24 protein-coding genes and 1 pseudogene are annotated in these 26,413 nt (G+C 39.1%); 14 read left to right on the top strand and 11 right to left on the bottom strand.

From position 1 onward, the window contains the following. Positions 1-62: 62 nt before the first annotated feature. The 4 genes from purE (at position 63) to AN486_RS10960 (ending at position 4,551) form a co-directional block, all read left to right on the top strand. Positions 63-575, top strand: coding sequence for a 5-(carboxyamino)imidazole ribonucleotide mutase (gene purE, locus AN486_RS10945; protein WP_039200586.1), 513 nt, complete (start codon positions 63-65; stop codon positions 573-575). Between the two features lie 189 nt (positions 576-764). Continuing rightward, positions 765-1,820 (top strand): type 2 isopentenyl-diphosphate Delta-isomerase, encoded by a 1,056-nt coding sequence (gene fni, locus AN486_RS10950; protein WP_290600624.1) that lies wholly within the window; start codon positions 765-767, stop codon positions 1,818-1,820. Positions 1,821-1,869: 49 nt separating this feature from the next. After that, entirely contained in the window at positions 1,870-3,687 is a 1,818-nt protein-coding gene (sppA, locus tag AN486_RS10955) for a signal peptide peptidase SppA (protein WP_053539224.1), read from the top strand. 300 nt (positions 3,688-3,987) lie between these two features. Further along, positions 3,988-4,551: a Uma2 family endonuclease gene (locus AN486_RS10960; RefSeq protein ID WP_039200584.1), complete on the top strand. Its 564-nt coding sequence runs from the start codon at positions 3,988-3,990 to the stop codon at positions 4,549-4,551. A gap of 50 nt (positions 4,552-4,601) precedes the next feature. Here AN486_RS10960 and AN486_RS10965 read toward each other — a convergent pair whose 3' ends face one another. Next, positions 4,602-5,336 (bottom strand): GDYXXLXY domain-containing protein, encoded by a 735-nt coding sequence (locus AN486_RS10965; protein ID WP_039200583.1) that lies wholly within the window; start codon positions 5,334-5,336, stop codon positions 4,602-4,604. A gap of 931 nt (positions 5,337-6,267) precedes the next feature. Continuing rightward, a pseudogene (locus AN486_RS10970) lies at positions 6,268-7,695 on the bottom strand (DUF2157 domain-containing protein); the annotation flags it as partial. A gap of 235 nt (positions 7,696-7,930) precedes the next feature. Here AN486_RS10970 and AN486_RS10975 point away from each other — a divergent pair. The 4 genes from AN486_RS10975 (at position 7,931) to AN486_RS10990 (ending at position 11,876) form a co-directional block, all read left to right on the top strand. Continuing rightward, positions 7,931-8,884 carry an RsmB/NOP family class I SAM-dependent RNA methyltransferase gene (locus tag AN486_RS10975; protein WP_290600629.1) on the top strand — a complete coding sequence of 318 codons (954 nt, stop codon included), beginning with the start codon at positions 7,931-7,933 and terminating at the stop codon, positions 8,882-8,884. A 415-nt stretch (positions 8,885-9,299) separates the two neighbouring features. Next, a complete protein-coding gene (locus tag AN486_RS10980) occupies positions 9,300-9,584 on the top strand; it encodes a hypothetical protein (RefSeq protein WP_290600631.1) in 285 nt (94 codons plus the stop codon). After that, on the top strand, positions 9,532-11,292 hold the full coding sequence (locus AN486_RS10985; RefSeq protein WP_290600633.1) for a C2 family cysteine protease: 1,761 nt from the start codon (positions 9,532-9,534) through the stop codon (positions 11,290-11,292). The genes AN486_RS10980 and AN486_RS10985 overlap by 53 nt, the downstream gene beginning before the upstream one ends. A gap of 80 nt (positions 11,293-11,372) precedes the next feature. Further along, positions 11,373-11,876, top strand: a complete 504-nt coding sequence (locus AN486_RS10990; RefSeq protein ID WP_233455580.1) for a hypothetical protein — start codon at positions 11,373-11,375, stop codon at positions 11,874-11,876. A gap of 87 nt (positions 11,877-11,963) precedes the next feature. Here the strand turns inward: AN486_RS10990 and AN486_RS10995 are convergent, their stop codons facing one another. Further along, the gene (locus AN486_RS10995; protein ID WP_053539220.1) at positions 11,964-12,659 is read right to left on the bottom strand and encodes a Uma2 family endonuclease; all 696 of its coding nucleotides are present in this window, start codon (positions 12,657-12,659) and stop codon (positions 11,964-11,966) included. Positions 12,660-12,797: 138 nt separating this feature from the next. Between AN486_RS10995 and bchD the strand changes: the two genes are divergently transcribed. Continuing rightward, complete coding sequence (gene bchD / locus AN486_RS11000) at positions 12,798-14,819, top strand: magnesium chelatase ATPase subunit D (protein WP_290600683.1); 2,022 nt, start codon at positions 12,798-12,800, stop codon at positions 14,817-14,819. Positions 14,820-14,891: 72 nt separating this feature from the next. Here bchD and AN486_RS11005 read toward each other — a convergent pair whose 3' ends face one another. Beyond that, complete coding sequence (locus AN486_RS11005; RefSeq protein WP_290600636.1) at positions 14,892-17,054, bottom strand: PatA/PatG family cyanobactin maturation protease; 2,163 nt, start codon at positions 17,052-17,054, stop codon at positions 14,892-14,894. Positions 17,055-17,122: 68 nt separating this feature from the next. On the opposite strand from AN486_RS11005, the gene AN486_RS11010 reads away from it, so the two are divergent. From AN486_RS11010 to AN486_RS11020, 3 genes are read left to right on the top strand one after another with little or no spacing between them, the layout of a single operon-like run. Then, complete coding sequence (locus AN486_RS11010; RefSeq protein ID WP_290600638.1) at positions 17,123-17,539, top strand: XisH family protein; 417 nt, start codon at positions 17,123-17,125, stop codon at positions 17,537-17,539. Continuing rightward, complete coding sequence (locus AN486_RS11015; RefSeq protein ID WP_148760946.1) at positions 17,527-17,862, top strand: XisI protein; 336 nt, start codon at positions 17,527-17,529, stop codon at positions 17,860-17,862. Before AN486_RS11010 ends, AN486_RS11015 begins: the two co-directional genes overlap by 13 nt. 42 nt (positions 17,863-17,904) lie before the next feature. Further along, positions 17,905-18,510, top strand: a complete 606-nt coding sequence (locus AN486_RS11020; RefSeq protein ID WP_168637029.1) for a hypothetical protein — start codon at positions 17,905-17,907, stop codon at positions 18,508-18,510. 259 nt (positions 18,511-18,769) lie between these two features. On the opposite strand, the gene AN486_RS11025 is transcribed toward AN486_RS11020, so the two are convergent. The 5 genes from AN486_RS11025 to AN486_RS11045 all read right to left on the bottom strand — a co-directional run bounded on the left by AN486_RS11025 (position 18,770) and on the right by AN486_RS11045 (position 21,970). Beyond that, positions 18,770-19,453: a Uma2 family endonuclease gene (locus AN486_RS11025; RefSeq protein WP_290600641.1), complete on the bottom strand. Its 684-nt coding sequence runs from the start codon at positions 19,451-19,453 to the stop codon at positions 18,770-18,772. A gap of 128 nt (positions 19,454-19,581) precedes the next feature. Beyond that, positions 19,582-20,001 carry an HNH endonuclease gene (locus AN486_RS11030; RefSeq protein ID WP_168359009.1) on the bottom strand — a complete coding sequence of 140 codons (420 nt, stop codon included), beginning with the start codon at positions 19,999-20,001 and terminating at the stop codon, positions 19,582-19,584. Then, on the bottom strand, positions 19,998-20,393 hold the full coding sequence (locus AN486_RS11035) for a hypothetical protein (RefSeq protein ID WP_039200150.1): 396 nt from the start codon (positions 20,391-20,393) through the stop codon (positions 19,998-20,000). The genes AN486_RS11030 and AN486_RS11035 overlap by 4 nt, the downstream gene beginning before the upstream one ends. Positions 20,394-20,715: 322 nt before the next feature. Beyond that, a complete protein-coding gene (locus AN486_RS11040; protein WP_168465420.1) occupies positions 20,716-20,925 on the bottom strand; it encodes a type II toxin-antitoxin system HicB family antitoxin in 210 nt (69 codons plus the stop codon). A 154-nt stretch (positions 20,926-21,079) separates the two neighbouring features. Next, positions 21,080-21,970: a DUF5838 family protein gene (locus tag AN486_RS11045; protein WP_290600646.1), complete on the bottom strand. Its 891-nt coding sequence runs from the start codon at positions 21,968-21,970 to the stop codon at positions 21,080-21,082. 33 nt (positions 21,971-22,003) lie between these two features. On the opposite strand from AN486_RS11045, the gene AN486_RS11050 reads away from it, so the two are divergent. Next, complete coding sequence (locus tag AN486_RS11050; RefSeq protein ID WP_290600648.1) at positions 22,004-22,789, top strand: transposase; 786 nt, start codon at positions 22,004-22,006, stop codon at positions 22,787-22,789. A gap of 33 nt (positions 22,790-22,822) precedes the next feature. Here AN486_RS11050 and AN486_RS11055 read toward each other — a convergent pair whose 3' ends face one another. Together AN486_RS11055 and AN486_RS11060 are read right to left on the bottom strand one after the other, a co-directional pair. Continuing rightward, complete coding sequence (locus AN486_RS11055) at positions 22,823-22,987, bottom strand: anacyclamide/piricyclamide family prenylated cyclic peptide (RefSeq protein WP_168637025.1); 165 nt, start codon at positions 22,985-22,987, stop codon at positions 22,823-22,825. A gap of 353 nt (positions 22,988-23,340) precedes the next feature. Next, entirely contained in the window at positions 23,341-23,496 is a 156-nt protein-coding gene (locus AN486_RS11060) for an anacyclamide/piricyclamide family prenylated cyclic peptide (RefSeq protein ID WP_290600651.1), read from the bottom strand. A gap of 716 nt (positions 23,497-24,212) precedes the next feature. Between AN486_RS11060 and AN486_RS11065 the strand changes: the two genes are divergently transcribed. Then, entirely contained in the window at positions 24,213-26,189 is a 1,977-nt protein-coding gene (locus AN486_RS11065; RefSeq protein WP_290600652.1) for a PatA/PatG family cyanobactin maturation protease, read from the top strand. The last annotated feature ends 224 nt before the right edge of the window (positions 26,190-26,413 follow it).

The following is a 26,413-nucleotide window of genomic DNA, read 5'->3' on the forward strand; positions in this document are numbered from 1 at the left end:
CAACTCCCCCAACTCCCCCTGTTCCCTGTTCCCTGTTCCCTGTTCCCTGTTCCCTAAATTATATGAGTCTCGAAGTTGGTATTATCATGGGTAGTGATTCCGATTTGCCTACAATGAAGGATGCGATCGCTATTTGTGAAGAATTTGGTATTGTAGTTGAAGTTGCCATTGTCTCTGCCCATCGTACCCCAGAACGGATGGTTGAGTATGCTAAAACTGCACATCAACGCGGTATCAAGGTAATTATCGCTGGTGCTGGTGGTGCGGCACATCTCCCTGGTATGGTAGCATCTTTAACTCCTTTACCTGTGATTGGTGTTCCCGTCGCTACTCGGAATTTACAAGGTGTTGATTCTTTATATTCTATAGTGCAAATGCCAGCAGGAATACCCGTCGCTACCGTCGCTATTGGGAATTCTAAAAACGCTGGACTTTTAGCTGTACAAATTCTTGCTACTCACCAACCAGAATTACTCGAAAAAGTGCAAGTTTATCGGCAAAGTCTTTGTAATATGGTCATGGAAAAGCAAGCTAAACTAGACCAGCTTGGATATGAAAAATATTTACAACCATAGATATTTACACCAGGCGGTTAGAAACCGCGTCTACACAGGCAAAACCCACCTGCGTGGGTTAAGATTTATTAGTCCATGAAGACGGACTTGGTTTATGTAGCCGCGTATCCCTAACGGGAGGCGAAGCCATATTGTATTCGCCAGGGCTTAGTGCAAAATATAAATATTCACATACCTCCATATTAAGTCGTGAACCATCCTATCAACACCTCAGCCCAAACCCAAAATCGCAAAGCAGATCATATCCGCATCTGTTTAGAAGATAATGTCCAATCTCCAGTAACTACCACTGGTTTAGAAAAATATCGCTTTACTCATGCTTGTTTACCGGAAATTGATGGTAAAGATATTGATGTGAGTACGACATTTTTGGGAAAACATCTCCATGCACCTTTGTTAATTTCTTCCATGACGGGAGGTACAGAACAAGCGGGAATTATTAACCGTCGTTTGGCTGAAGTTGCCCAAGAATACAAATTAGCAATGGGTGTAGGATCTGTAAGAGTAGCAGTGGAAAAACCTCAAGTTGCGGATACTTTTGCCATTCGTAAATATGCGCCGGATATTCTCCTCTTTGCCAATTTAGGCGCGGTACAGCTTAATTATGAATATGGTATTGATGAATGTTTACGAATTGTTGATCTGGTCGAAGCTGATGCTTTGATTTTACATATTAACCCTTTGCAGGAATTCATTCAACCCAGGGGTGATACTAATTTTTATGGATTGCTTGACAAAATATCTGACTTGTGTAACGATTTGCCAGTTCCCGTAATTGCCAAAGAAGTAGGTAATGGAATTTCCGCAACTATGGCAGAAAAACTGATAGCTGTGGGAGTGCAAGCTATTGATGTGGCTGGTGCTGGTGGTACGTCTTGGGCGATGGTTGAAAGTGAACGGGCAGAAACCTCCTTACAGCGGCGTTTGGGGCAAACATTTGGGGACTGGGGGATACCCACAGCCGATTGTATTGCCAGTATTCGGGAGCATGATCCCGATATTCCCTTAATTGCTTCTGGGGGCTTACGCAATGGTTTAGATGTGGCTAAAGCGATCGCTCTAGGGGCTGATATTGCTGGTTTAGCAATGCCCTTTCTCAAAGCAGCGGCAGTATCGGAAGCGGCTGTAGTAGAATTAACAGAGGTTTTAATTGCCGAAATCACCACCGTATTATTTTGCACTGCCAATAGCAACCTGTATAAATTAAAGCAATCTCAGAGTTTACAACGAACAACTGACCACTGACAACTGACCACTGACAACGAACAACTGACAACTGACTTATAAATAACTAATGACTAATTTTCTTAAACAAACCCTAGCAAGTTTAATTGGTAGTTTACTAGGACTGACAATTTTTTCTGGAGTCAGCACACTGGGATTCTTATTAATATTAATTGCGGTTGCTAGTTCTCAAAGTTCAGCCCCAACAGTCAAAGATAAGTCAGTTTTAGTTTTGGACTTGTCTATGAAAATCACCGATAGTGAACCTAATTCCAGCCAACTTTTGCAAAAAACTTTTAGCGGGGTTGAAGAAAATAACATCACACTTCGCAAAGTTGTAGAAACCTTAGATAAAGCCGGACGTGATCAAAAAATTGTAGGTATTTATATAGATGGAACTAATGCTAATAGTGCAGTTGGTTATGCTTCCTTGAAAGAAATCCGTCAAGCATTAGAAAAATTCCGCAAAACCGGCAAAAAAATTATTGCCTATAGTACAGATTGGAGTGAAAAAGAATATTATCTAAGTTCCGTAGCCAATCAAGTTATAGTTAATCCTATGGGAGCAATGGAAATGAACGGTTTAAGTTCACAACCAATGTTCTTAGCGGGAGCATTTGAAAAATACGGCGTTGGTGTGCAGATTGTGCGGGTAGGTAAATTTAAGGGTGCAGTAGAACCGTTAATCCTCAATAAACTCAGCCCAGAGAACCGGGAACAAACTCAGAAATTGTTAGATGATGTGTGGGGAGAGTGGCGGAAGTCTGTAGGTGCAAGCAGAAACATTCTACCGCAGAAATTGCAAGCGATCGCTAATAGTCAATCAATTTTAGAAGCCACAGAAGCTAAATCTAATAGTCTAGTGGATACGATTGCTTATGAAGATCAAGTATTCACCGACTTAAAAAAATTAACTGGTAACAGTGAAAAAGATCAAACATTCACAAAAATCAGCTTGGCTGATTATGCCGAAGTTCCCGGAAAATCCTCAAATTCAGATCATAAAATTGCCATTGTTTATGCAGAAGGAGAAATAGTTAACGGTAGCGGTGACGAAGGACAAATTGGCGGTGATAACTTTGCAAAAATATTCTCAAAAATTCGCCAAAATGATCAAATCAAAGCAGTAGTTTTAAGAATTAATAGCCCTGGTGGTAGTGCTACCGCAGCCGAAATCATGCAGCGAGAAATCAAATTAACTCGTCAAATCAAACCCGTCATCGTTTCTATGGGAGATGTAGCTGCTTCTGGTGGTTATTGGATTGCAAGTGATTCCAACCGCATTTTTGCCCAAGCTAATACCATTACAGGTTCTATAGGTGTCTTTGGCGTATTATTTAATGGTCAAAAACTAGGCAATAATAATGGCATAACTTGGGATAGCGTAAAAACGGCTCAGTATGCAGATCAACAAACCATTTCCCGTCCTAAATCACCTCAAGAATTAGCAGTTTATCAACGCAGTGTTGACCGCATTTATAATCTATTCTTGCAGAAAGTTTCCCAAGGACGGAAAATTCCCACTGCAAAAGTAGCAGAAATCGCCCAAGGACGAGTTTGGTCAGGAACAGCAGCCAAACAAATCGGTCTAGTTGATGAAATTGGTGGTTTAAATGTAGCCATTGAATATGCAGCTAAACAAGCGAAATTAGGAACTGATTGGGAAATACAAGAATATCCGCGAAGTACAACCTTTGCAGAAAAGTTATTTGGTAAAAAATTAGATCAAACAAAAGCCAAATTAGGCATAGAAAAAACCCAAACTAAAAACTCAAACCCCTTAATAAATGAACTAGAAAAATTCCAACAGGAAATCAAAACCTTGCAAACAATGAATGATCCTCAAGGGATTTATACTCGTTTACCAATTAACTTTAAAATTGAATAAGTAGGTTGGCGTTAAAAATTGTCGTTGGGGCAAGGGAACAGGGAACAGGGAACAGGAAGAGGGTTTGGGCGATTTTACTTTTCGTTACATATTTCGGTTTTTTTCCGTTCACCTACTTAGGTAATTGGTAATTGGTAGTTAACGAGGATTAAACTATTGATGCTAAAATTACAAAATATAGCGATTATTGGTCGAATAAAATATAGTCGAGGGCGCAGAAGAAAGCGCCTCTACTGTCTTTAAAATTTAAAACTGTACCTCACTGATTTTAACCCAGAAAAATTACACTAATAAACTGACATGAACACTGTTACCCTAAATCTAGATCCAGTTGTTCGCCTTACAGATGATCAGTTTTACCAACTCTGTATGGCTAATAAAGATGTAAACTTAGAACTCAATGCACAGGGAGAATTAATTATCGTGCCACCAGTAGGAGGAGAAAGCGGCCGTAGTGAATCTGATTTAAATTTCAAAGTAAGTCTTTGGAACTACAAAACCCAATTAGGAATAGTATTTAGTTCCTCTACTATTTTTCAACTTCCTAATGGTGCAAAACGTTCTCCTGATGTTGCTTGGGTAAAATTAGATCGGTGGGAAGCACTAACTGTTGAAGAAAGAGAAAAATTTCCCCCACTCGCACCTGATTTTGTCATTGAACTGAGATCAAAAACAGACAGACTTAAAACCCTGCAAGAAAAATGCACCGAATATATAAATAATGGCGTGCGTTTGTGTTGGTTAATTAATCCCTACGATAAACAAGTAGAAATTTACCGACTGGAACAACCTGTAGAAATTGTTCAATTTCCTGTATTACTGTCTGGAGAAGATGTGTTATTAGGGTTTGAATTACAATTTTGAGATCCACAAACAATTTATCTTGAGGTGGGCATTGCCCACCCTCAATAATGCTATTGAAAACGATAATTGCGATCGCCACGTTCACCATTCGCATCTCTTATGGATAAACCCGTAGGAATAGCATTACCTTGAGGATCTACTTTTACCCTCACTAAAATTGGTTGTTGTCTACCATTCCTGGCTTCCTGAATTTGCGAAATATCCTCATTAATCTGTTGTCTTTGTTCTTCAGGAATGAAATAGTCTTCTAACCCATAATTAATCAAACCGTCTTGATAATTACCTTTTAAAGCTACCTGATTATTAGATAAATAAACAGGACGATTACTACTTACCCGGATAGGTTTCCAAGACTGAAGTTCATTTCTATCAAAAGATTGTCGTTCTTGCAAAATTAAATATAAGATACTCCCTGGGGCAATTTGTCTACCCCTGCGAGAATTTCTTCGCAACCAGTCATTCCAACCCGGCAATCTTCTCAAAGTTTCAGGACGGGAAATATTATAATCTAAGTTCAATGAAGAACCCCTGACAACATCATTAGAATCTACAGGTACAGTTTGCAAAATTACTGTCTTACCCGTCATATCTGTATACATTGCCTGAGAAGGTACAGCCAGAATTAAACCTACTTGAACCAATAAAGGAGCAATTAATCGCCAAATCGGTAAAGGTTTATTAGCTTTCTGTTCTGTAGCCTTAAGATAATCCCGAAAAGTCAATTTTTCGGAAAATTCCATTTCTGGAGTGAAGGTTTTTTTTGATTCAGGGAAGTCATTTTTCATGGGATTGATTTAGTTAGTAATTGGTAATTGGTAATAGATAATAGATAATAGGAAAAAATACTTTTCCCATTCCTGCTAATTTTTCGATAGGAATTTATCCGCAGAGATTTATATAGAAAGAACTCAGATTTAATTTTTTGTGAGTAAGTAGAAAGGCGTAAAAAAGTCGAACTCAGGTGTCTGAATTTTGATTGAGAATTATCCTATTAAGTAGGTGAACACAATAAAACCAAACTGTGTAAAGAAACGTAAAATCGCCCAAACCCTCTTCACTCTTGCCTTTTGCCTCTTGCCTTTTGCCTTGCCATAACGACAATTTTCAACGCCAACCTACTTACTTTCTACTTCGATAATCACCTCCACTATTGCCTCTGTTATCTCTCTCCCTTTCTCTATCCCTCTCCCTCTCTCTATTTCTCTCCCTTTCTCTATCTCTCTCTCTACTATCGTTAGTGCCTCCACTACCACTCCGATAATCACTGCTACTATTGCTTCTGTTATCGCCTCTACTATCGTTAGTGCCTCCACTACTACTCCGATAATCACTGCTACTATTGCTTTTGTTATCGCCTCTACTGTCGTTAGTGCCTCCACTACTAGTTTTATTCCCACTATTCCCACTATTCCCGCTATTCCCACTATTCCCACTATTCCCACTACCACCGCTATTCCCGCTACCACCACTATTCCCACTATTCCCACTATTCCCACTATTCCCACTATTCCCACTATTCCCACTATTCCCGCTACCACCGCTATTCCCGCTACCACCAATATTCCCACTATTCCCGCTACCACCGCTATTCCCGCTACCACCGCTATTCCCACTACCACCACTATTTCCGCTACCACCGCTATTCCCACTACCACCGCCATTCCCACTACCACCACTATTCCCGCTACCACCGCCATTACTAGTTTTAGAAGTAGTAAAGCGACGTTCAAACCAAAGTCCGGCAGCAATGAGAGAATAACCGCAAATACCAAATACTAAAGCCCGGAAAAGAACCTCAGTATTATATTCTAAAACCCGGCTGATAATTTGCAGGGTAAATAATAACATACCACACCAAAATGCGGCTCTTTTTCGTAATTTCAACCCTTCTTGAACTAATCCCCAGGCTAATATTGCCAATAAAACATTGAAGATGAAAATGCCTAGTTCGGTAATTCTGCTGATAGCTTGATGCCAAAAAGGAGTAATCAGAATAAACCCTAAAAAAGTAGTAATAATGCCAAGTCTGAAAAATACTTCTCGTCGAAGTGGACTATTGCTTTGACGAATTAGAAACAACCATTGTAAAACTGCCAAACCGCTGAGAATCCCTAAATCAATAATTGGCAAAGATGGTAATACATTCGATGAATTACTAGTTGAATTGAAGGGATTTAAAAATGATAAACTGCCAATAGAGTCAACCGATTCCCATTGCCAACGGAAAGATAAAAGATAAAAAACCACACCAAAGCAAATCAAGCCAAAATTACGTGCCAGGGGTTGAAACAATCTATAATTAACTGTGGGAAAAAGTAAATCGTCATAACTCCAAAGTAAGGCAGGTGGTAAAGCCAACGCAAAGGAAGCTATCCAAGAAGCTGCATCAGAAAATGTTAAGAGTGGTAAAGGTCTGAGGTTATATTGCAAAGATATAATAAATGCCACAACTCCTATGCCAAAAATCCACCGGGATCTGCAAATATAAGCTAAGGGAACAAACAGTAACCATGATAGTAAGGGCATATGGCGCACAGCTAACCGCGCCCAAGTCACTTCCCCAGATTCAGATCCTAAATTACCAATTCCTATCCAGTAACCGATTTGAATGAGGACAATAGCCATAATTCCCAAAGAATTGAGGGAAAGACTATAAGCCATAACTAACACCCCAACCCCCCAAGCTAAAAATAACTCAGAAGCTGAACCGCTAATATTGAATATTTGCGCCATTAACATGAGGGTTGCCCCTAAAATAAAAGCACTGAGAATTAACAATGCTTCTCCGAGTACCCGTTTACCCTCTTGAGATTTTTTACCTTGATTTGTGGTAAGTGTAGGTTCTCGCCAAGTCAAAAACCCAGTAATGGCTGTGGAGAGAAATAAACTCATTAACAAGATAAACTTAACGTCCCGTGACCAACCTTGCCAATTTGCGCCCACAAGGGTCATTAAACCTAAGCCTAATAATAAACCGCCGATGACAATGGCAATGACACCAAAACTATCACGGGTAGATTCTTCTATTTTATTAAATTGATGCCGCTTGGCTATTTGGTCGTACTGGGAAGAACTAATAATTCCTTCGTCTCGCCAACGTTGTGATTCTTGGCGCAGTTTTTGCTGAAAATTGTTAAATATCATGACCTCTCCGGTACATAAGTGTAACACCAAATCTAAAATCGTAATTTGGCATGAGTTTGACAAACATTAACAAAACAAGGTTAGCCTCTAGCTAAAAGCCAGAAGCCATAACAGACGAACTTTGCAAACGCCATGTAAATATCGGTCAATGTCTTTTTAGTATGCAGCCAAATATATTGATTGCATTGTTCTCATGTAACAGTTTCTCTTCTGATTTAATTTGGTAGAAATTAATATGGAAAAACCTTCCAATTTATTGCTTAAAGTTACCCGACAGTTATTTACAAATGTAGAGGAACAAACAAAGTTTATAGATGCTTTAGTTCATCCCCAACCTTTTGCACCTTGCATTCTTTGGTGTCAAGATAAACCAGAGATTTCGCCTTTTTCAGTGCAAACGCCAACACATTGGCAACCGCATTTTGTAGACCGTTTATCTTTGGGTGAAAAACCAGGTAAGCATTCTCTTCATGAACAAGGATCTTTTTATTGTTTAGATTTTTCTTCGGTATTTTCTGCTTCGGTTTTGTTGGCTATTCCTGAATCAATATCTATGGTTTTTGATATGTGTGCTGCCCCTGGTGGTAAGAGTGTGTTTGCTTGGAGGGCTTTAAAACCTGATTTGCTAATTACTAATGAGGTGATTGGTAAGCGGTTGGGAATGCTAATTTCTAATTTAAAACGTTGTCAAATTAAACCTAGTGGGGTAGTAAATAGAGATTCGAGTATTTTTGCAGAATTGTTGCCGGCTTCGAGTAATTTGGTGATGGTTGATGCACCTTGTACTGGTCAATCTTTACTAGCTAAGAATGAGAAAGCACCGGGATGTTTTCACTCGACTTCAATTAATAAAAGTGCCAATCGTCAAAAACGGATTATTGCTAATTCTGCCCAAGTTGTCGCCCCTCAAGGTTATTTGGCATATATGACTTGCACTTATTCTCCTGAAGAAAATGAGCAGGTTTGTGAATGGTTTTTGGAACGGTTTCCGCATTTTCAAGCTGTGAAAGTTGATCATTTATCTACTTTTCAATCTCGTTTAACTAGTATTCCTTGTTATCGGATGTTTCCTCAATATCGGTTGGGTGCAGGTGCTTTTACGGCGTTGTTTAAAAATGCGATGGAAGGTGATGCGAAGAGGGTTGATTTAGAGTCTATGTCTGCTATGTGGAGATATCGAAGTATGTAGTGTTCTTTGATGCTGTCCGAATAAAGCCCACCTGCGTGTGATTTACATTTTTTCTCACGCAGAATCACGAATAAGTATTAAGATTTACAAATTAAAATAAGTCGTCATCAGGTAAATCAAGGCTTTTACGTCATTTTTGCGTAATTATTGCACAATTTAGTATAACTTTTTTAATAGAATAGTATTTTTTACCGTAGTCAAGTTAACATAAATCATTTTATATTTATGTAGTAAAAGTGACAGTTTAGGCAAAATATCCGCCAAAAAAGCAGTAGTTTGTCCTAGATTCTCAGTGATACTAATATTTCACTCTTGAAGTACACCCAAGATGAGCATTACCCACTAGAATCTGGATACAGTCTGCATTGCCTATCCTACGTAATCAAGATTTTCATAAATTATTTAGGAGCGCATTATGTTTGATAGTTCTGAAAAGTCTTTTGATTCCTCTTTATCAGGATTGGGCAATTCCTCAACTTACCTGGATAAAGATCCTTTAAATCCTAATCCAGGGTTTGGTTTACAGCAACTTCCATCGTTAAATGCACCTCTTGATTATGCTGGAAATACCCGATCTAAAGCCCGTAATGTTGGTACTTTAACAAGTCTTCAGAGTTTTAATGATTGGGTAGGAAGTGCTGATACTAATGATTACTATAGTTTGTGCTGTTGGTGCATTAACAGCAACTCAAAGTTTTAGTGATTGGATAGGAACTGCTGATACTAATGATTACTATAGTTTCAATGTAGGCACACAAAGTAACTTTAGTCTAAATTTAACAGGCTTAAGTGCCGATGCAGATGTTGAATTACTCAATAGTTCTGGTACTGTAATTTCCGGTTCTTATACTGATGGAATTGTTTCTGAATCCATTAATACTCAGTTGAGTGCAGGTGCTTATTATGTGCGGGTGTTTCAATATAGTGGCAACACTAACTACAGTTTGTCCTTAAATGCTATTGCTCTTCCTGTTGATAATGCTGGAAATAGCCTAGATACAGCCCGTGCTGTTGGTGCATTAACAGCAACTCAAAGTTTTAGTGATTGGATAGGAACTGCTGATACTAATGATTACTATAGTTTCAATGTAGGCACACAAAGTAACTTTAGTCTAAATTTAACAGGCTTAAGTGCTGATCCAGATGTTGAATTACTCGATAGTTCTGGTACTGTAATTTCCGGTTCTTATACTGATGGAATTGTTTCTGAATCCATTAATACTCAGTTGAGTGCAGGTGCTTATTATGTGCGGGTGTTTCAATATAGTGGCGACACTAACTACAGTTTGTCCTTAAATGCCACTGCTGTTGCACCAACTCCAACTCCCACGCCAACTCCAACTCCAACTCCAACTCCCACAGATTGGTACAGTCAAAATCTACTAGATGCTCAAATTATCACTTTAACTAGTTCCTTAGCTGCTGATGGTAATTTGAGTCGCAATGATATGATTTCCATTTTCCGCGATGCTAAAGATGGTAGTGTAATTGATGCCAATGAGTTAACTGACTTACGGACTCTTGTTAGTAACTCTACCCTCTTCACTATGGCTGATTCCGTGAAAGTCCTGTCTAATAAGATTGCCAATAGTGATGCAGCTAACACTCGTTCCGGTTTTGGTAACTTGTTTGCCGATAGTAGTGATACCCAAATGGAAAATCTGATTGGTAAGTGGTTCTTAGGTACTGATCGCCCCGATACAGGTTATATCTATAGTTATGCTAGTGGTTCTCTGTTCCAAAATGGTGCTAGTGCTGATGATATTTACCAAGGAGCGGTGGGAGATTGCTATTATGTAGCAACTTTGGCTTCTATTGCCCAGGAAAAACCTGAGTACATCCAAAATATGTTTACGGACAATGGTGATAATACCTTCACTGTGCGTTTTTATAACAATGGTGTAGCTGATTATGTCACAGTAGATCGTTACTTACCAACTTATTCATCAGGTAATGCCGCTTATGCTGGTTGGGGTGGAGGTTCTTCTACTTCCACTAGCAATGAACTTTGGGTAGCTTTAGCAGAAAAAGCTTATGCTCAGTTAGCTGAATCTGGTTGGAGTCGTACTTACAGTGGTACTCAAAATAACTCCTATGCAGCTATAGAAGGTGGTTGGATGGATACAGTAATTCGCCAGGTAACAGGATTAAGTGCTACTTCCCAATCTGTCGGCAATATGACTCAAACTCAACTGATTAATTTGGTTAATTCTAATCAGGTGTTAACAGCGGGTTTTGTCTATGGCGCTGGTTATGGTGTTGTTGATGGTCATGCTTACACCATTACTGCCTATAATGCCACTAATGGAACTTTCCACTTACGTAACCCTTGGGGTTCTACCCATGCTAATGTCACTTGGGATCAATTATTATCTTTGAGAGCGATTATTCAATGGTCTAATATATAGACATAGTTCAAAGCAGTATAAATAATTAATGTTTATACTGCTGGTTACTGATTTAATAATGATTTGAATAATTGGAGGTGATGTGGTTGAAACCGTTATTATTGCTTTTTAGTTTATTCGGTTTTGATGGTATGGTAAATTCTTGTAATTATTTACCTACAGATTTTCACTATCAACCATCTTCACACTTACAGTCAAAAGCTGTTAATAAGAAAGTTATGATTAAGGTTTCTTTATTATCTCAAGAGAATAAATTACCACCTTTAGGTATTCCTCCCCAACCTAACCGCGATATTGGTTTTGCGACTGTATTTATCAGCTTAGAAAATCATCAGATGAAAAATCAAACGGTGATCATTAAAAATATTGAAGTTCGTAATGTTTCTGATCATAAATTACAATCTTTTAGTTTTCAGCCAAAACAAATTGAATTAAAACCTTTAGAAAATTCGGTAATTGATATTCATCTAACTAATAAAATCGGCTATGCTGGAAAAGATCAAGTAAAAGCAATAATTACCTATCAAATCGGAGAAGAAGTTAATAAAATTGAATCTCAAGCTGTTGAGGTTGATAGACATTAGCTAGTGTGTTAATTCTAAATCCCTTATCCCATAAGACTTCATGCACAAAATGTGTCGCCATATTTTTATAAGTCGGGGATCTAATTTTTAAAGTGTATTAATATCAATACCTTTGGCTTGCAATTTTGCTAATAAGGTTTGATAATTTTGACGTTCTTGTTCTGTACGTTGATATTCCTGCTCTGCACGTTGATATTCCTGCTCTGCACGTTGATTTAATTCCAGAGATGTGAGAAACTTCCGCCCTTCAGGATAATAAATTTCTAAATTATCTGCTGTTAATTCAAACCGTATTCCTAAACGGGGACTTACCCAATTATTGATTTCTTCAATCTCTTCTAGCCATGCTTGTTCAAGAATAAAACCTGTTAATTCGATTTTGTCTGGATTATAAACATAGTATTCTTCCACGCCATGACGTTGATAAAAAAGGAGTTTCTTTGCCATTTCTTGACTACGATTTCCTGGAGATAGAATTTCAAATACTACTTGAGGTGCAATATTATTTTCTTCCCATTGTTTGTAAGAACCTCTTTTACCTTTTGGTCTCCCGAAAATTACCATAACATCAGGTGCTTGACGAGTTTTTACACTTCCCTCAACTGGATACCAAAGTAAATCACCTGCGATGAAAACATCATTTTCTGATGCAAATAATATTTCTAAATTTTCTTTAATTTTAACTATCCATTCATAATGTTCTGTATTATCAGCCATGGGATTTCCATCACTATCAGGGTAGATAATTTCTGGTTTGGTTTCTGGTGTGAGTTGTTGTACCATTTCTGTAGCTCCATTTTACCCAAGGTAAATAAATTTTTTAACTTGACAGTGGCACTTATGAATCTATTGGTAAATGTGAACTATCCAAAATGTGCCAGGAATTGCTATGCTAAAACTATAATAACTATTAAGGAAACAATGCGATCGCCTACTCTAACCCCGACAATGACTGCTTTTCCCTTGGCTGCTGTGGTTGGTCAAGAAGCCATTAAGATAGCCTTACTGTTGACAGCAGTTGATCCCGTTTTGGGGGGTGTGGTAATTGCAGGTCGTCGTGGTACGGCTAAATCTGTGATGGCGCGTGCTATTCACGCTTTGTTACCACCTATTGAAGTTGTGAAAGGTTCTGTTAGCAACTGTGACCCCAATCACCCCGAAGAATGGGATGATAAGCTTTTAGCGGAACAAAGACAAGAGATAGAAACGGAAATTATCCCTGCACCTTTTTTGCAAATTCCTCTGGGGATTACGGAAGACAGACTTTTAGGTTCTGTGGATGTGGAACAGTCGGTTAAACAAGGTGATACGGTTTTTCAACCGGGGTTACTGGCTACAGCTAATCGAGGTGTGCTGTATGTGGACGAAATCAACCTATTAGATGACCAAATTAGTAACCAACTTTTATCAGTATTATCCGACGGACGGAATCAAATTGAACGGGAAGGAATTAGTTTTCAACATCCCTGCAAACCGTTGTTTATTGCCACCTATAATCCAGAAGAAGGGGCATTAAGAGAACATTTACTTGATAGAATAGCGATCGCCTTATCAGCAAACGGAGTTCTGGGTATAGATCAAAGAGTACAGGCAGTTGAACAAGCGATCGCCTATTCCAAATCTCCCTCAGAATTTCTCCAACAATACAGCGAAGACATAGACTCCCTCAAAACCCAAATCATCCTGGCACGGGAATGGTTAAAAGAAGTTACCATTACCCAAGAGCAAATTGCCTATCTCGTCAATGAAGCCATTCGCGGAGGTGTAGAAGGACATCGTGCAGAACTATTTGCAGTCCGCGTAGCCAAAGCCGCAGCAGCCTTAGAAGGACGTAACACCGTCACTGCTGAAGATCTACGTCGGGCTGTGGAATTGGTGATAGTTCCCAGAACCACTATAATACAAACACCACCCCCAGACCAACCACCACCACCTCCCCCACCACCACAAGAAAGTCAAGACGAGTCGGAACAAGAAGAAGAACAAGAGGAAGAACAGGAAGAGGAAAAAGAAGAAGACCAAGAACAGCAAGAACCCCCAGATATTCCCGAAGAGTTTATCTTTGACCCAGAAGGGGTAATTCTCGACCCAGAAGTGCTTTATTTTACCCAAATGGCACAACGGCAAGGTAAATCAGGAAGTCGTAGTATTATCTTTTCAGACGATAGGGGACGGTACATTAAACCGATGATTCCCAAAGGTAAAGCTCGGAGAATAGCCGTAGATGCCACATTGCGAGCCGCAGCCCCGTATCAAAAAGCACGCCGCGCTAGACAACCTGGTAAAAAGGTGATTGTTGAACAGGGAGATATCCGTTCTAAACGGTTGGTGAGAAAAGCCGGTGCTTTAGTGGTGTTTGTTGTGGATGCTTCTGGTTCAATGGCTTTAAATAGAATGCAATCTGCCAAAGGTGCAGTTATGCAGCTTTTAACAGAAGCCTATCAAAACCGGGATCAAATCTCTTTGATACCCTTCCGAGGAGAGCAAGCGGAAGTATTATTACCTCCTACCCGTTCCATTGCTTTAGCCAAAAATCGCTTAGAAAGATTGCCCTGCGGTGGTGGTTCACCCCTCGCACATGGGTTAACTCAAGCCGTGCGGGTGGGGATAAATGCCCAAATGGGTGGGGATATCGGTCAAGTTGTTATCGTGGCAATTACTGATGGTCGTGGTAATATTCCTCTGGCTCGTTCTTTAGGTGAAACCATAGAACCGGGAGAAAAACCGGATATCAAAGCCGAATTATTAGATATTGCAGCCAGAATTCGGGCTTCAGGGATGCAATTGTTGGTGATTGATACGGAGAGCAAATTTGTATCAACGGGCTTTGCTAAAGAATTGGCGAAAACAGCCGGAGGTAAATATTATCACCTACCCAAAGCCACAGATAAAGCGATCGCCGCGATGACTAGGGGAGCGATCGCAGATATAAAATCTAGATAGTCTGAATCAGGGTTTACAGGATGTGAAAATAAATCCTGTTGACCCTCTTGTTTTGTAAATCCTGGTTCTAATTTAGGCTGATTTTGCCACAGACCAAGAACGAACTTGACCTAAAGTTACAGGAATGCGATCGCTCACGTCAATAGTAAAAAGATAAACCTTTCTTGCCCTCAGTCCATTTTCGGGATCAAAAAACTTTAATTTCACATCCCAACAATCACTATTAATCCGACAGAAAGGACTTTTTTCCACTTCAATACTATCAAGCTGCATCCCTGTAGAAATAGCTTGAGAAAAACTAGAAGCGGCTTGGAAAGCATTAGTTACAGAAAAATTCAGCGCCCGATCTTTTGCCAATTGTCCTAAATTTTGCAAATCATAGTATACTCGATTTAAGAAACTAGTTAAGGCTTTTCGCATGGCTATTTCTTGGGCTGGTGCAGTTTCTCCCGTAATTACGGTCTGCATTGCCATATCTACTAAACTATTGACTTTCCAGCCATACATTCCCCTAGTATTAGTTAGAGTAATTACAGGCACAACTTGACCAGAAAATAATTCCACAGTTCTATCTGTTAATCTTGCAGGAATACTTACCCGTTCCACAAAATCATCACTATCTTCTGGTTGAATTTGTCCCTGTAACATCAAAATCAGGGTTTCATAGATATCTGCGGCAAAACCGCTTACAGGTTCTAAAGCATAAATAGGAGTTAATTCTTGGTTGAGAGTCCAAATTAAAGGTTTAGCTTCCGTAGGATTTACTGACAAGTAATCAACCATTTGCCGGCTATCATAGGGATTAGCAGGGATAATTGCCCCGTCCATATTCACTGCTGGCATTAATTGTTTAAAAGAGTCCCTTCTGGCTTCATTACCAAAATCATAACCAATAGTTCCTAAAGCATAAACCAATTTAGAAGCCGCACTAGGGGTAACACCTTGAGTTATTTCACTTCTTTGAATTTCTCGTTCCCAGTCTCCGGCTGGGAATGCCGTCTCCAAGGCTCTGCCTGACGGTATAGTGAGAGGCAGAGCCTCTAATGTCGCATTCCCAGGTAGAACCTGGGAACGAGAGATTCCTACTCCCCTCTCCTCGTAGGAGAGGGGTTGGGGGTGAGGTTCTTGTACTCCCTGGTAGGAGAGGGGTTGGGGGTGAGGTTCTTGCACTCCCTTATAGGAGAGGGGTTGGAGGTGAGGTTCTAACTTTTCTCCCGTCAATAATTGAAACGCACCGGGAATATTCAACTTACCTAATAAACACCGTTCCGGTTCTTCTACCTCTTCCGGGTTACAGGGAATAGCACTATTTAAAATTGCTTGACGCACTGCTTCAGCGTTGGGTTGTTCTCCTCGTTGCAATTGCAGACTCATTAATAAGGCAGAAATACCTGTGACAATAGGTGCAGCGCAACTTGTCCCTTTTTGTCTAATAGGTTCTTCTGTTCCCGGTTGCGCGCCTAAAATATTTTCACCATTCGCCATTACACCCTTATTTTGATATTCTCCCCCATAATTACTAAATTTAAAAGGTTGACCATCATCTCGCATTGCACCCACTGTAATCACACCAGGAAGAAGAGAGGGAATACACCAACATTCACCTTTATCATTACCACCTGGGGCAACAATTAACATATTGTTATCTTGGCATTGTTTCACAGCACGGGCAAATAAATCTGGTGCTACTCCGGTTTGGGTGGGGTGACAAGCAGCAATATGAATCAGATTTGCTCCCCATTTCAAAGCCGTATTAATAGCATGAGTAAGGTTGACGGGGGAAATAAAATCATCACTAGCAAAGGAAATAGGAATATTTAATGCTGTACATAAAGGGGCAATACCAGGGGCGGGTGTGCCGTGTTGTCCTAAGATAGTGCTAGAAATGTGAGTAGCATGACTGGATAATTCAATGCGTTGTCTAATAGCTGGAGGGAAAGGTGCAAAAAATGCCTCTCGTTCTTTTTTCGCTTCTTCTTTATCGTGGTCGGGGTCGTCTTTTTTGTCTTTTTGTTGTTGGTTAAATTCTAAATATAAATTGAGATAATAATAGTATTCATCGTTAAGTTCGATATCTTCTGACCAGTAGGGTTTAAATTGACTAAATTTTGCCCCTTGAAAACAACTGCGTTCTAAGTCGGCTGCACCATCAAGGATAGCAATTTTAATGCGGGGGTCGCCTTTTGTGCGTGTCCAAATTTGGGAGATTCCGGGGATGTCGGTAAGGTTAGGCATGGTTTTGATTGTGTTGTTGTAATTGATGTTATAATTGTGGGTGAAAAGTCTAATTTTTTATAAAGTTAATGCCAGCTAAAGATGTTTTTCATGATGCTGTTAGGATAGGGTTAGAAAAAGAAGGTTGGGTAATTACAGATGATCCTTTAAGGATAGAAGTTGGTGATGTGGAAATGTATATTGATCTCGGTGCGGAACAAGTTTTAGCTGCTGAAAGAGAAGGAGAAAAAATAGCGGTGGAAATTAAGAGTTTTATTGGTACATCTAATATTTCTCAATTTCATCAAGCCATTGGACAATTTTTTAATTATCATTTGGCATTAGAAGAACAACAACCAGAACGAGTTTTATATTTAGCTATTCCTTCAGGAATTTATTACTCTTTCTTTCAATTGCAGTTTATTAAAACAGTTGTTCAGCGTTCCCAACTTAAAATCATGATTTATGATCCGATTCAGGAGGTAATTGTAGCATGGAAAAACTAGAACAATATCGCAATTATGTCAAACAAGTGATCACAGAATATGCTCAATTAGGTTCAGCTAAAGATGAAATTGAACAACAATTGATTTTTGATAGTTTTGGTGATCATTATCAATTGATGTATGTGGGTTGGAAAAATAGAAAACGGCAGCATGGTTGTGTTTTGCATTTGGATATTAAAGATCAGAAAATTTGGATACAACATGATGGAACTGAAATTGGTATAGCAGATGAGTTAGTTAAATTAGGAGTGCCAAAATCAGATATTGTTTTAGCATTTCATGAACCTTTAGTGCGACAATATACAGATTTTGCTGTTGGTTGATTTTCACATAGATTTTACATCATTTTTGGAAATATTTACATTATGTCATATAGTGATTTTACTCTCAAAAAAGTTAAGCAAACCTTTGGCATAAATACCGTTGAAAATAAAAAGTTTCTGCCAGAAATCCAACCAATTGCTGCTAGTGCAACCCTGACTGATTTTTTAGCAGAAAGTTTGCCATTAGCTATAGCGACGGGAAGTGAAAAAGCTCGTTCTGAATTAATCATTAGTCCGGTTTTACTAGAAGTACGTAAGATTTTAGAAAGAAAAATTAGTCTATTCTCTGGTGCGGATTTTACTGTAGATTCGGCTTTAGGATTGAATGGAGTTTGTGATTTTGTTCTCAGTCTTTCAGCAGAACAGTTAGAAGTTGAAGCACCAGCAGTTATGATTGTGGAAGCTAAAAAATCAGACTTAAATCCGGGTATTGGCCAGTGTATTGCGGAAATGATTGCTGCTCAAAAATTTAATGAAATTAATAATCAATCTATTCCTACAATTTATGGTAGCGTGACTAATGGTACTGTTTGGCGATTTCTACAATTAACCGAACAAACTGTAACAATTGATTTTACAGATTATCCACTTCCTCCTGTTGATGTTATTTTAGGAATTTTAGTTTGGATGGTAACTGCTGCTAACTAGATAATTGTCACCAATAGGGGTTTAGCAATGCTCATAGGTGTCAACTTAGGCTAAAAATGTCTTATCTGTTGGCTGACAAACCCGCCCAGAAATGAATTTACGGGCTAATAGCGAAACTAAACTAAAGTTTACTGAAAATTTTCTGGGTTATTTAGTCATCTTTAGATGACTTTTGCTATGAGACTGGGAATTCATTCCCAGTCGGGCTATGGGTTTTACGTTAAGTTGACACCAAAAATCCTGGATATCCTGATTCTGACTAACTAGATAATCTACTAATAAAATTCTCATGTTCTGGACTTGCTAAACCCTGCTGCAAAACAGCTAATACTGTACCTAAATCTCCTCCTAATAATGCTATTTTATCTAACCATAAACCGGGGAATATTTGGGAACAAATTATATTATCTGCATTGGGTTGAAGTTGAATATACTCCCCTTGTTGTAATCTAAACCAATCAAATTGATAGTCATAAACTCGCCAGATTAAATATTCTTGGACTTGATTACGACGATAAACTTTGAGTTTTTCATGTAAATCATAGGAAGCACTAGAAGCAGCAATTTCTACTATTAATTCTGGCGCACCTTCTACATAATCATCTTTATTTATTCTTGATTGTCCTCCTGTTTCAATTCTTAATAAAGCATCCGGTTGTGGTTCGTTATCTGTATCTATTAGCACTGTGGCATTATCGGCGAAACCTATGCCCGGTGTAGCTGCTTTATAAACTCCCAGCCAAGTCATAATATAAGCATGGGGTTCTCCATGACTTTTGATTCTTAATGGTGATGCCACGTAAACTACTCCTTCAATTAATTCGGCTTTTTTCAGATTCGGCATGGCATGATAACGCCGTTCAAATTCATGACGGGTTAATTTGTCGCCGTTTTCTAGGGGAGGAATAGTTAAGATGGGAGAAATTGCAGTAGTAGATATCATAAAATTTGCTCAAATTTTGCAGAAAATGAAATTGTCACCAATCAGGATGTCCAGGATTTCAGGATTTACAGGATGTTACATGAGTAATTTTGGTTGGGATGATAACTTTTGCTCATAATTGATTGCGATTAATTTGGTGGATGCCAACCTGCTTTAACCCAATTTTTACGCACAGTAACAGCTAAACTATTATTCAATCTCAACGCCCCGATTGTAGCACGACCACAGGCTGTCAGACCGATAATTTCTGTCCCCTCTGGACTCCAAGTAAAATGTTTTTGCCATTGTTGTTGACGAGGATTAAATAGAGAAACTATTTCACCAGATTTAGGATCTAAATTCTCAGTTTGTGTCCATTTGTATTGATTACATAATTCACACGCTAAACAGAGATTATCTTCTGTATCATCTCCTCCTTTAGCTACAGGTTGGATATGATCAATTTGCAATCTACCCATAATATAATCTTGATGACTAAGGCAATACTCACAGCGATTTTCTGCCCGTTCTCTTACTTTTTGGCGTATAGTTTCAGATAGAGAACTCATGGCGATAAAGGAGTTTTTATTCCCCGTTTGACAGCTTCGGCTAAACCTTCAGATTTTCTTAATTGTCCCATTTGATAAAGGGACATTAAAATTAATAATTCATAACGTTCTCCTGCTGTTAAACCGGTATTTTTTCCTTTAGCTTGTAGTTCTCCCAAGCGTTGATTTTGCACTACATCCATTTTTAAATTAGCTAATTCTAGAACTTCCTCATCGGAAATATCAGGAATGCTTGAATTAATGCTCATTTCTGAGAGATTATCTAAGGTAGGTAATACTATTTCTAGGGTGTCAAGTAAAACATCTGATATCTCTCGCGCTGTTGCTTCTCCAAGACGCTGGATAGAAGCAGCTAAACTTTCGGGTAAGTTAATAGTTATGGGAATAGTCATAGAAAATACGATGGTTGATTACAATTCTAGTTTAGATGATGTTTGGGATGAATTTCTTTGTTATTTTTTTGTCTGAATCAGGATATCCAGGATTTCAGGATTTACAGGATGTTACCCAACATTTCGGTGATTTCGTGATTTAATTTTGTTGGGTAGTTTAGATGATGAAATTGTCTGAATCAGGATGTCCAGGATTTAAGGATTTACAGGATGTTACCCAACATTTCGGTGATTTCGTGATTTAATTTTGTTGGGTTGCGCTGTCGCTTAACCCAACCTACATCTAACCTATAGATATCATTATTGTCAGATTATGTCTTTTTTAAGCTATATTTTGTAATATTTGGGGTTGGGGTATAGGCTTACCTATTTGATTATAGCCATACAGCAAATCTTCTAACACTTCCTTGGCATTTTCTAGAGCTTCTTCATAGCTTTCTCCGTGGGTTTTAGCATATTTTCCCCACTCAGGTAAAAAAGCAATATACGCTTGATCTTCTTGAGACCATTGAATTAGAATACTATATTTCATAGTTCATCATAATGAAATTGTCACCAATCAGGATATCCAGGATTTAAGGATTTACAGGATGTTATTTAAATTGTGTCGGTTGGGTTGAGGGATGTTACCCAACATTTTGGTGATTTTGTGATTTAATTTTGTTGGGTTGCCAATTGCTGAGAGATTAGTTGAAGGATTTATAATAGTAAAGTCTAACATTTTCGATTCTTGTTTTTTCTAACTCTTTTTGGACAGTACCTACCCACATATTAGGTAAAATATCCTGATTTTGATAAAAACTGTGAACTCGTTGAGCTGCATCGTTGAGTTTGAAATAATTAGCTAAATCTTGCTTATTTTTAAGATTATAATAGAGAACTGGATTATGATTAGCTTTTGAGAGGCCAAAACCAAATAATCTAGTAACTTCTAGAGGGTCTAAAACGAACTTCGGAAAATGTCGCCAGACCAAATTTTGGGTTTCTGATTTGGCAAAATCTTCTTCTTGAACTTCGGGATAAAGCTCAATTTCACTGCGACCGTTGAAATAGAAATCAAAACCAACAACAGAGAGAAACCGACGTACGGAAATCAAATCCTCAGCGTTGCTGGCTAGGGATAAAGCTTGATCTAACTTTTTGGGATAATCTTTGATTCTAATGTGCATTTTTAAGCTAGATTCAGCAAGATTGCTTCTTAAATCAATCCCCGCAGAAAGAACAGTAACTTTACGAAAATCAAAGTCAGATCCTAAAAATTGCTGCAATAGAGAGTAGTCAATTTGCACACCAACAAGGTTTTCTACTCGATTAAAAAAAGTGAGGGATTGATGGAGATATTTTTGCCATTGTTGTGCCTTATCTTTGAAAAAGAACATAAATCTTGAGGCAATTAACTTGTCTAATTCTATCTTACAAGAAGCTTCAATGCTACAGTCTCCTTCTACATTCATCACAAAGTCTTCAAACAAGGGGAGTGGATAAATAGGCTCAACATCAAAGGCTTGTTGATGATTGCGAATAAACTGTAGTTTTTGTTCTTTAAATCTGTCTTTCTGGGTTACATTAGCTATCATAAATGGCTAGTTTTTATATTGTTGTTAAAAGATATGCCTAGAAAACCTCGAAATTTACAGTCTGGATATTCTTACCACATTACCATCCGTTGCAATAACCGTGAATTTAAGCTATCACGGCGTGAATGTCGGGAAGTGTTTCTTTATGCGATAAAAAAGGCTTTGGATAAATACAATTTCCAGCTTTATGCTTTGTGCATTATGTCAAATCATGTTCATTATTTGATTGCACCTAAACAGTCAGAAGAGTTACCCAAAATTATGCACTTCCTGAATTGGTACACGGCGATGTGTTTCAATCGAATGTTAAGAAGAACAGGACATGGTTCGACTTCGCTCACCACAAGCTTTTGGGAGAAACGATATTACTGTGATGGGTTTCCTGCTTCAGACAAAGAAAGAGCATTAAATACTTTACGCTACATTCACGCTAATCCTAAAGCTGCCAAAATGCGCCAGAGTTTTTTCTATGACTTCAGCAATTATGGCAGTTATGAACGCTTAACCGATGATGGTTTAACTCAATGGCATCCAGCATTTCTGCGGCTAGGAAACAGCTTAGAAGAATGTGCCAGAAAGTATAAAGGCTTCTGCCAAAAGTATAAACCCAAGGAGAAGACCCCAACCCAATGCCACTGGGGTAGCAAGCTGCTGGCTGGGGTTCATCTCTCGGATAAGGGTTCAACCAGTGACCCTAAAAAATCTCCGTCCGTTCCACCTCCCCCGTGCCAGGTATCCGAAACCCCCGAAGTGACAGAGGTTGTCCGTCAATTCATCGCTGCGAACCGTGCGCCAAGGGATGTAGAAATAGACTTTTGACCTTTTTTGAGGTGAGTGGTAGAATGGGGTGACTTACTCTGCGTCGTCGCCCGCAAAAGGATATTTACCTGTGGGATCCTGATCATATCCAATGAATGCATGTTGGGCTTCCACTTGACCGCTTTGATCCTTGGCAGTGGAGATAGTTTCGCGTTCTACGGGAGCAACTTGTTGGGGGCGGATGTTTTTCTTAGTCATGGTGTGTTTTCCTTTTTGTTTGTTCGTTTAACTTCTTCCTTATGAAGAAGACTGGTTTGGTGAAGGCGTTAAATTGGTGTTGAAGGGTAATTTAACGAGTTGTCATTCACCAGAAGCTTTATATAAAACCTCTCCACTAGGAGAGAGGCTTTAAACTCTTTAAATTCTCAAGTTTATTCCTGTTCCCTCTCCTCTTAGGAGAGGGTTAGGGAGAGGTATCTTATCCTTCGTGCCAGTGATAAACCCCCGAACTGACAGAGGTTGTCCGTCAATTCATCGAGGCAAACCGTGCGCCAAGGGATGTAGAAATAGACTTTTGATATTTTTTGAGGTGAGTGGTAGAATGGGGTGACTTACTCCGCGTCGTCGCCCGCAAAAGGGATACCGCCCTGGTTGAACCGTGGGTCCATGGAGGTAGAGGTAACCTGACCGCTTTGATCCTTGGCAGTGGAGATAGTTTCGCGTTCTACGGGAGCAACTTGTTGGGGGCGGATGTTTTTCTTAGTCATGGTGTGTTTTCCTTTTTGTTTGTTCGTTTAACTTCTTCCTTATGAAGAAGACTGGTTTGGTGAAGGCGTTAAATTGATGTTGAAGGGTAATTTAACGAGTTGTGATTCACCAGAAGCTTTATATAAAACCTCTCTCCAAACCTTTCTCCTACAAGGAGAGAGGCTTTAAACTCTTTAAATTCTCAAGTTTTTTTCCTGTTCCCTCTCCTCTTAGGAGAGGGTTAGGGAGAGGTAGAGTTTTAGTATTAACTAATGTGAATTTTTCAGAATAATCAATGCAACTGCCTACCATGAGATGATAAAAAGTGCAGTTACTAATCAGTAGGCTAAGTGAAGCTACCCTGATTCTGATAGTACAGCCAATTATGATTCAACGCAACACCTTATTAATAAAAATTACTTATAGTAAATCAGGTTGTTAACACTCCTGTTTGCTTGATATTTCCGTGAAGCGGAAATCACTATCTCCTCCCGTCAAGTATTTGTAAATACTGATTTTCATCCACAGCAAAGGAGAAAATAACCACTTACCAAAACCGTTTTTTTTTGACATAAGAAAAAATTATATCCGTTAAAATATGTAAATTTAGTTGACATTTCAGCCGAATAATATGAGAATTACTTTTGTGTTCTAGAAGCACAATCGTAATAAAAATGTCATAAAATAGATATTTATGGCGCAAAATAGATGTTTAAGCAGATAATTAACAAATTAAATGCCAAAATCCTCAATTGAAACGGAAATCCAGAAATTATGGAACTTGACACAGGGTGATTCACAAATATGTGTAGCTATACTCGACGGATTGGTTGATCAATCTCATAATTGCTTTAATGCAGCAAATTTAACAAGATTGCCAACACTTATTCAGGGAGAAGCGACAGCTAATGGATCTATGTCTGGACATGGAACTCATGTAGCAAGCATCATATTTGGTCAACATAATTCCTCAGAATTACGGGGAATTGCTCCCCAATGTCGAGGGTTAATCGTCCCTATTTTTGGTGACAATAATAAGAAACTTTCTCAATTAGACCTATCTCGCGCCATAGAACAAGCCGTCAATGCTGGAGCGCATATTATCAATGTCAGTGCTGGACAACTCACTGATAATGGTGAAGCAGAAGGCTGGTTAGATAGGGCTGTGCAACTATGTAAAGATCACAATGTTTTAATTGTGGCTGCTGCTGGTAATGATGGTTGCGAATGTTTGCACGTTCCCGCATCTTTACCCACCGTATTAGCAGTAGGGGCAATGAATGACCAAGGTAAACCCATAGACTTTAGTAACTGGGGGGAAAGCTATCAAAACCAAGGCATTCTTGCACCGGGAGAAAACATCTTAGGGGCAAAACCGGGGGGAGGGACACAAAAACTCAGTGGTACTAGCTTTGCTACTCCCATTGTCTCCGGTGTCGCTGCTTTACTCCTAAGTCTGCAAGTTCAACGTGGTGAAACACCCGACCCCGCTAAGGTGAGAGCGGTTTTATTAGAAACTGCTATACCTTGCACAGATAAGGATACAGACGATATTAGTCGCTGTTTATTAGGTAAATTAAATATTTCTGGTGCATTGGCATATTTTACAGGAGGAACAATGTCCGAAGAATTAGATACAGTAGAAACCGTTGACAGTATTGAAGCTGCTGGTTGCGGTTGTGCAGAGATTACAAATAGTGCTGAACCGGAACCCAACCCGGAAGAATTTATACCCCCTGAATTTTTCCCAGTAGTTCCTGCTGTGACAACTTCCGCACCTTTAAAAAATTCATCCAATTCTCAATTTACTACCATGTCAAATCGTACATCTAATTACATTACTGCTAGTCAAGCACCCAGCGATCTCGCCGAAGTTAACTTAGTGTATGCTTTAGGTACACTGGGTTACGATTTTGGTTCAGAAGCCAGAAGAGACTCCTTTAAACAATTAATGCCGGGAGTACAAATAGACGGAACAGCGATTCCCGCTAACCCTTATGATGCGCGGCAGATGGTAGATTATTTAGGAGATAATCTTTCTGAGGCTAAGTCCTTAATTTGGACATTGAATTTAGAATTAACTCCTATCTATGCAATTGAACCAGGTGGGGCTTTTGCGAGAGATGTTTATGGGATTTTACAAGAATTATTATCGGGACAAATTCAAGCAGAAGACAGCGAGAATTATGTAGAGAGAGTCAGTATTCCCGGTATTTTATCGGGACGCAGTGTAAAACTATTTTCTGGTCAAGTTGTTCCTGTAATTGAAGTTCCCAACATTCGGGGAATGTATGGTTGGAAGGTGAATACCTTAGTTCAAGCTGCTATTCAGACAGTGCAAGCACAAGCTTCAGAAGCACAAGAAGAGTCTATTCGTCGGACTTTGGGTAGTTTCCTCAGCCGTATTTATTATGATTTACGGAATTTAGGGACAACTTCCCAAGATAGGGCGTTGAATTTTGCCTCTACGAATGCTTTTCAAGCGGCTTCTACCTTTGCGGAAGCTGTGGCTACAGGTATGGAGTTGGATAGTATTACTGTAGAGAAAAGTCCTTTCTGTCGTTTAGATAGCGATTGTTGGGATGTAAAATTGAAGTTCTTTGATCCTGAAAATAGTCGTCGGGCGAAGAAGCTATTCCGGTTTACAATTGATGTGAGTGATATTATTCCTGTTACTTTGGGCGAAGTCCGTTCTTGGTCTACTCCTTATTAATAGTGGTAGGTTGGGTTAAGCAACAGCGCAACCCAACAAAGTCTTTTATCTCGTTATCTCGTTCCCAGTCTCTGACTGGGAATGCGGTTACAGAGGCTCTGACTCTGCTTTAGGGACTTCCAATTAAAAAAATACCCAAAAATTTCTTGTGGTGCGGGCATCTTGCCCGCTAATCATCAAGGACGGGCAGGATGCCCATCCCACAAAATTAGGTAATTTATTTT

Origin of the sequence: Anabaena sp. AL93 (assembly GCF_001672085.1) — a bacterium.
Lineage (GTDB): Bacteria > Cyanobacteriota > Cyanobacteriia > Cyanobacteriales > Nostocaceae > Dolichospermum > Dolichospermum heterosporum.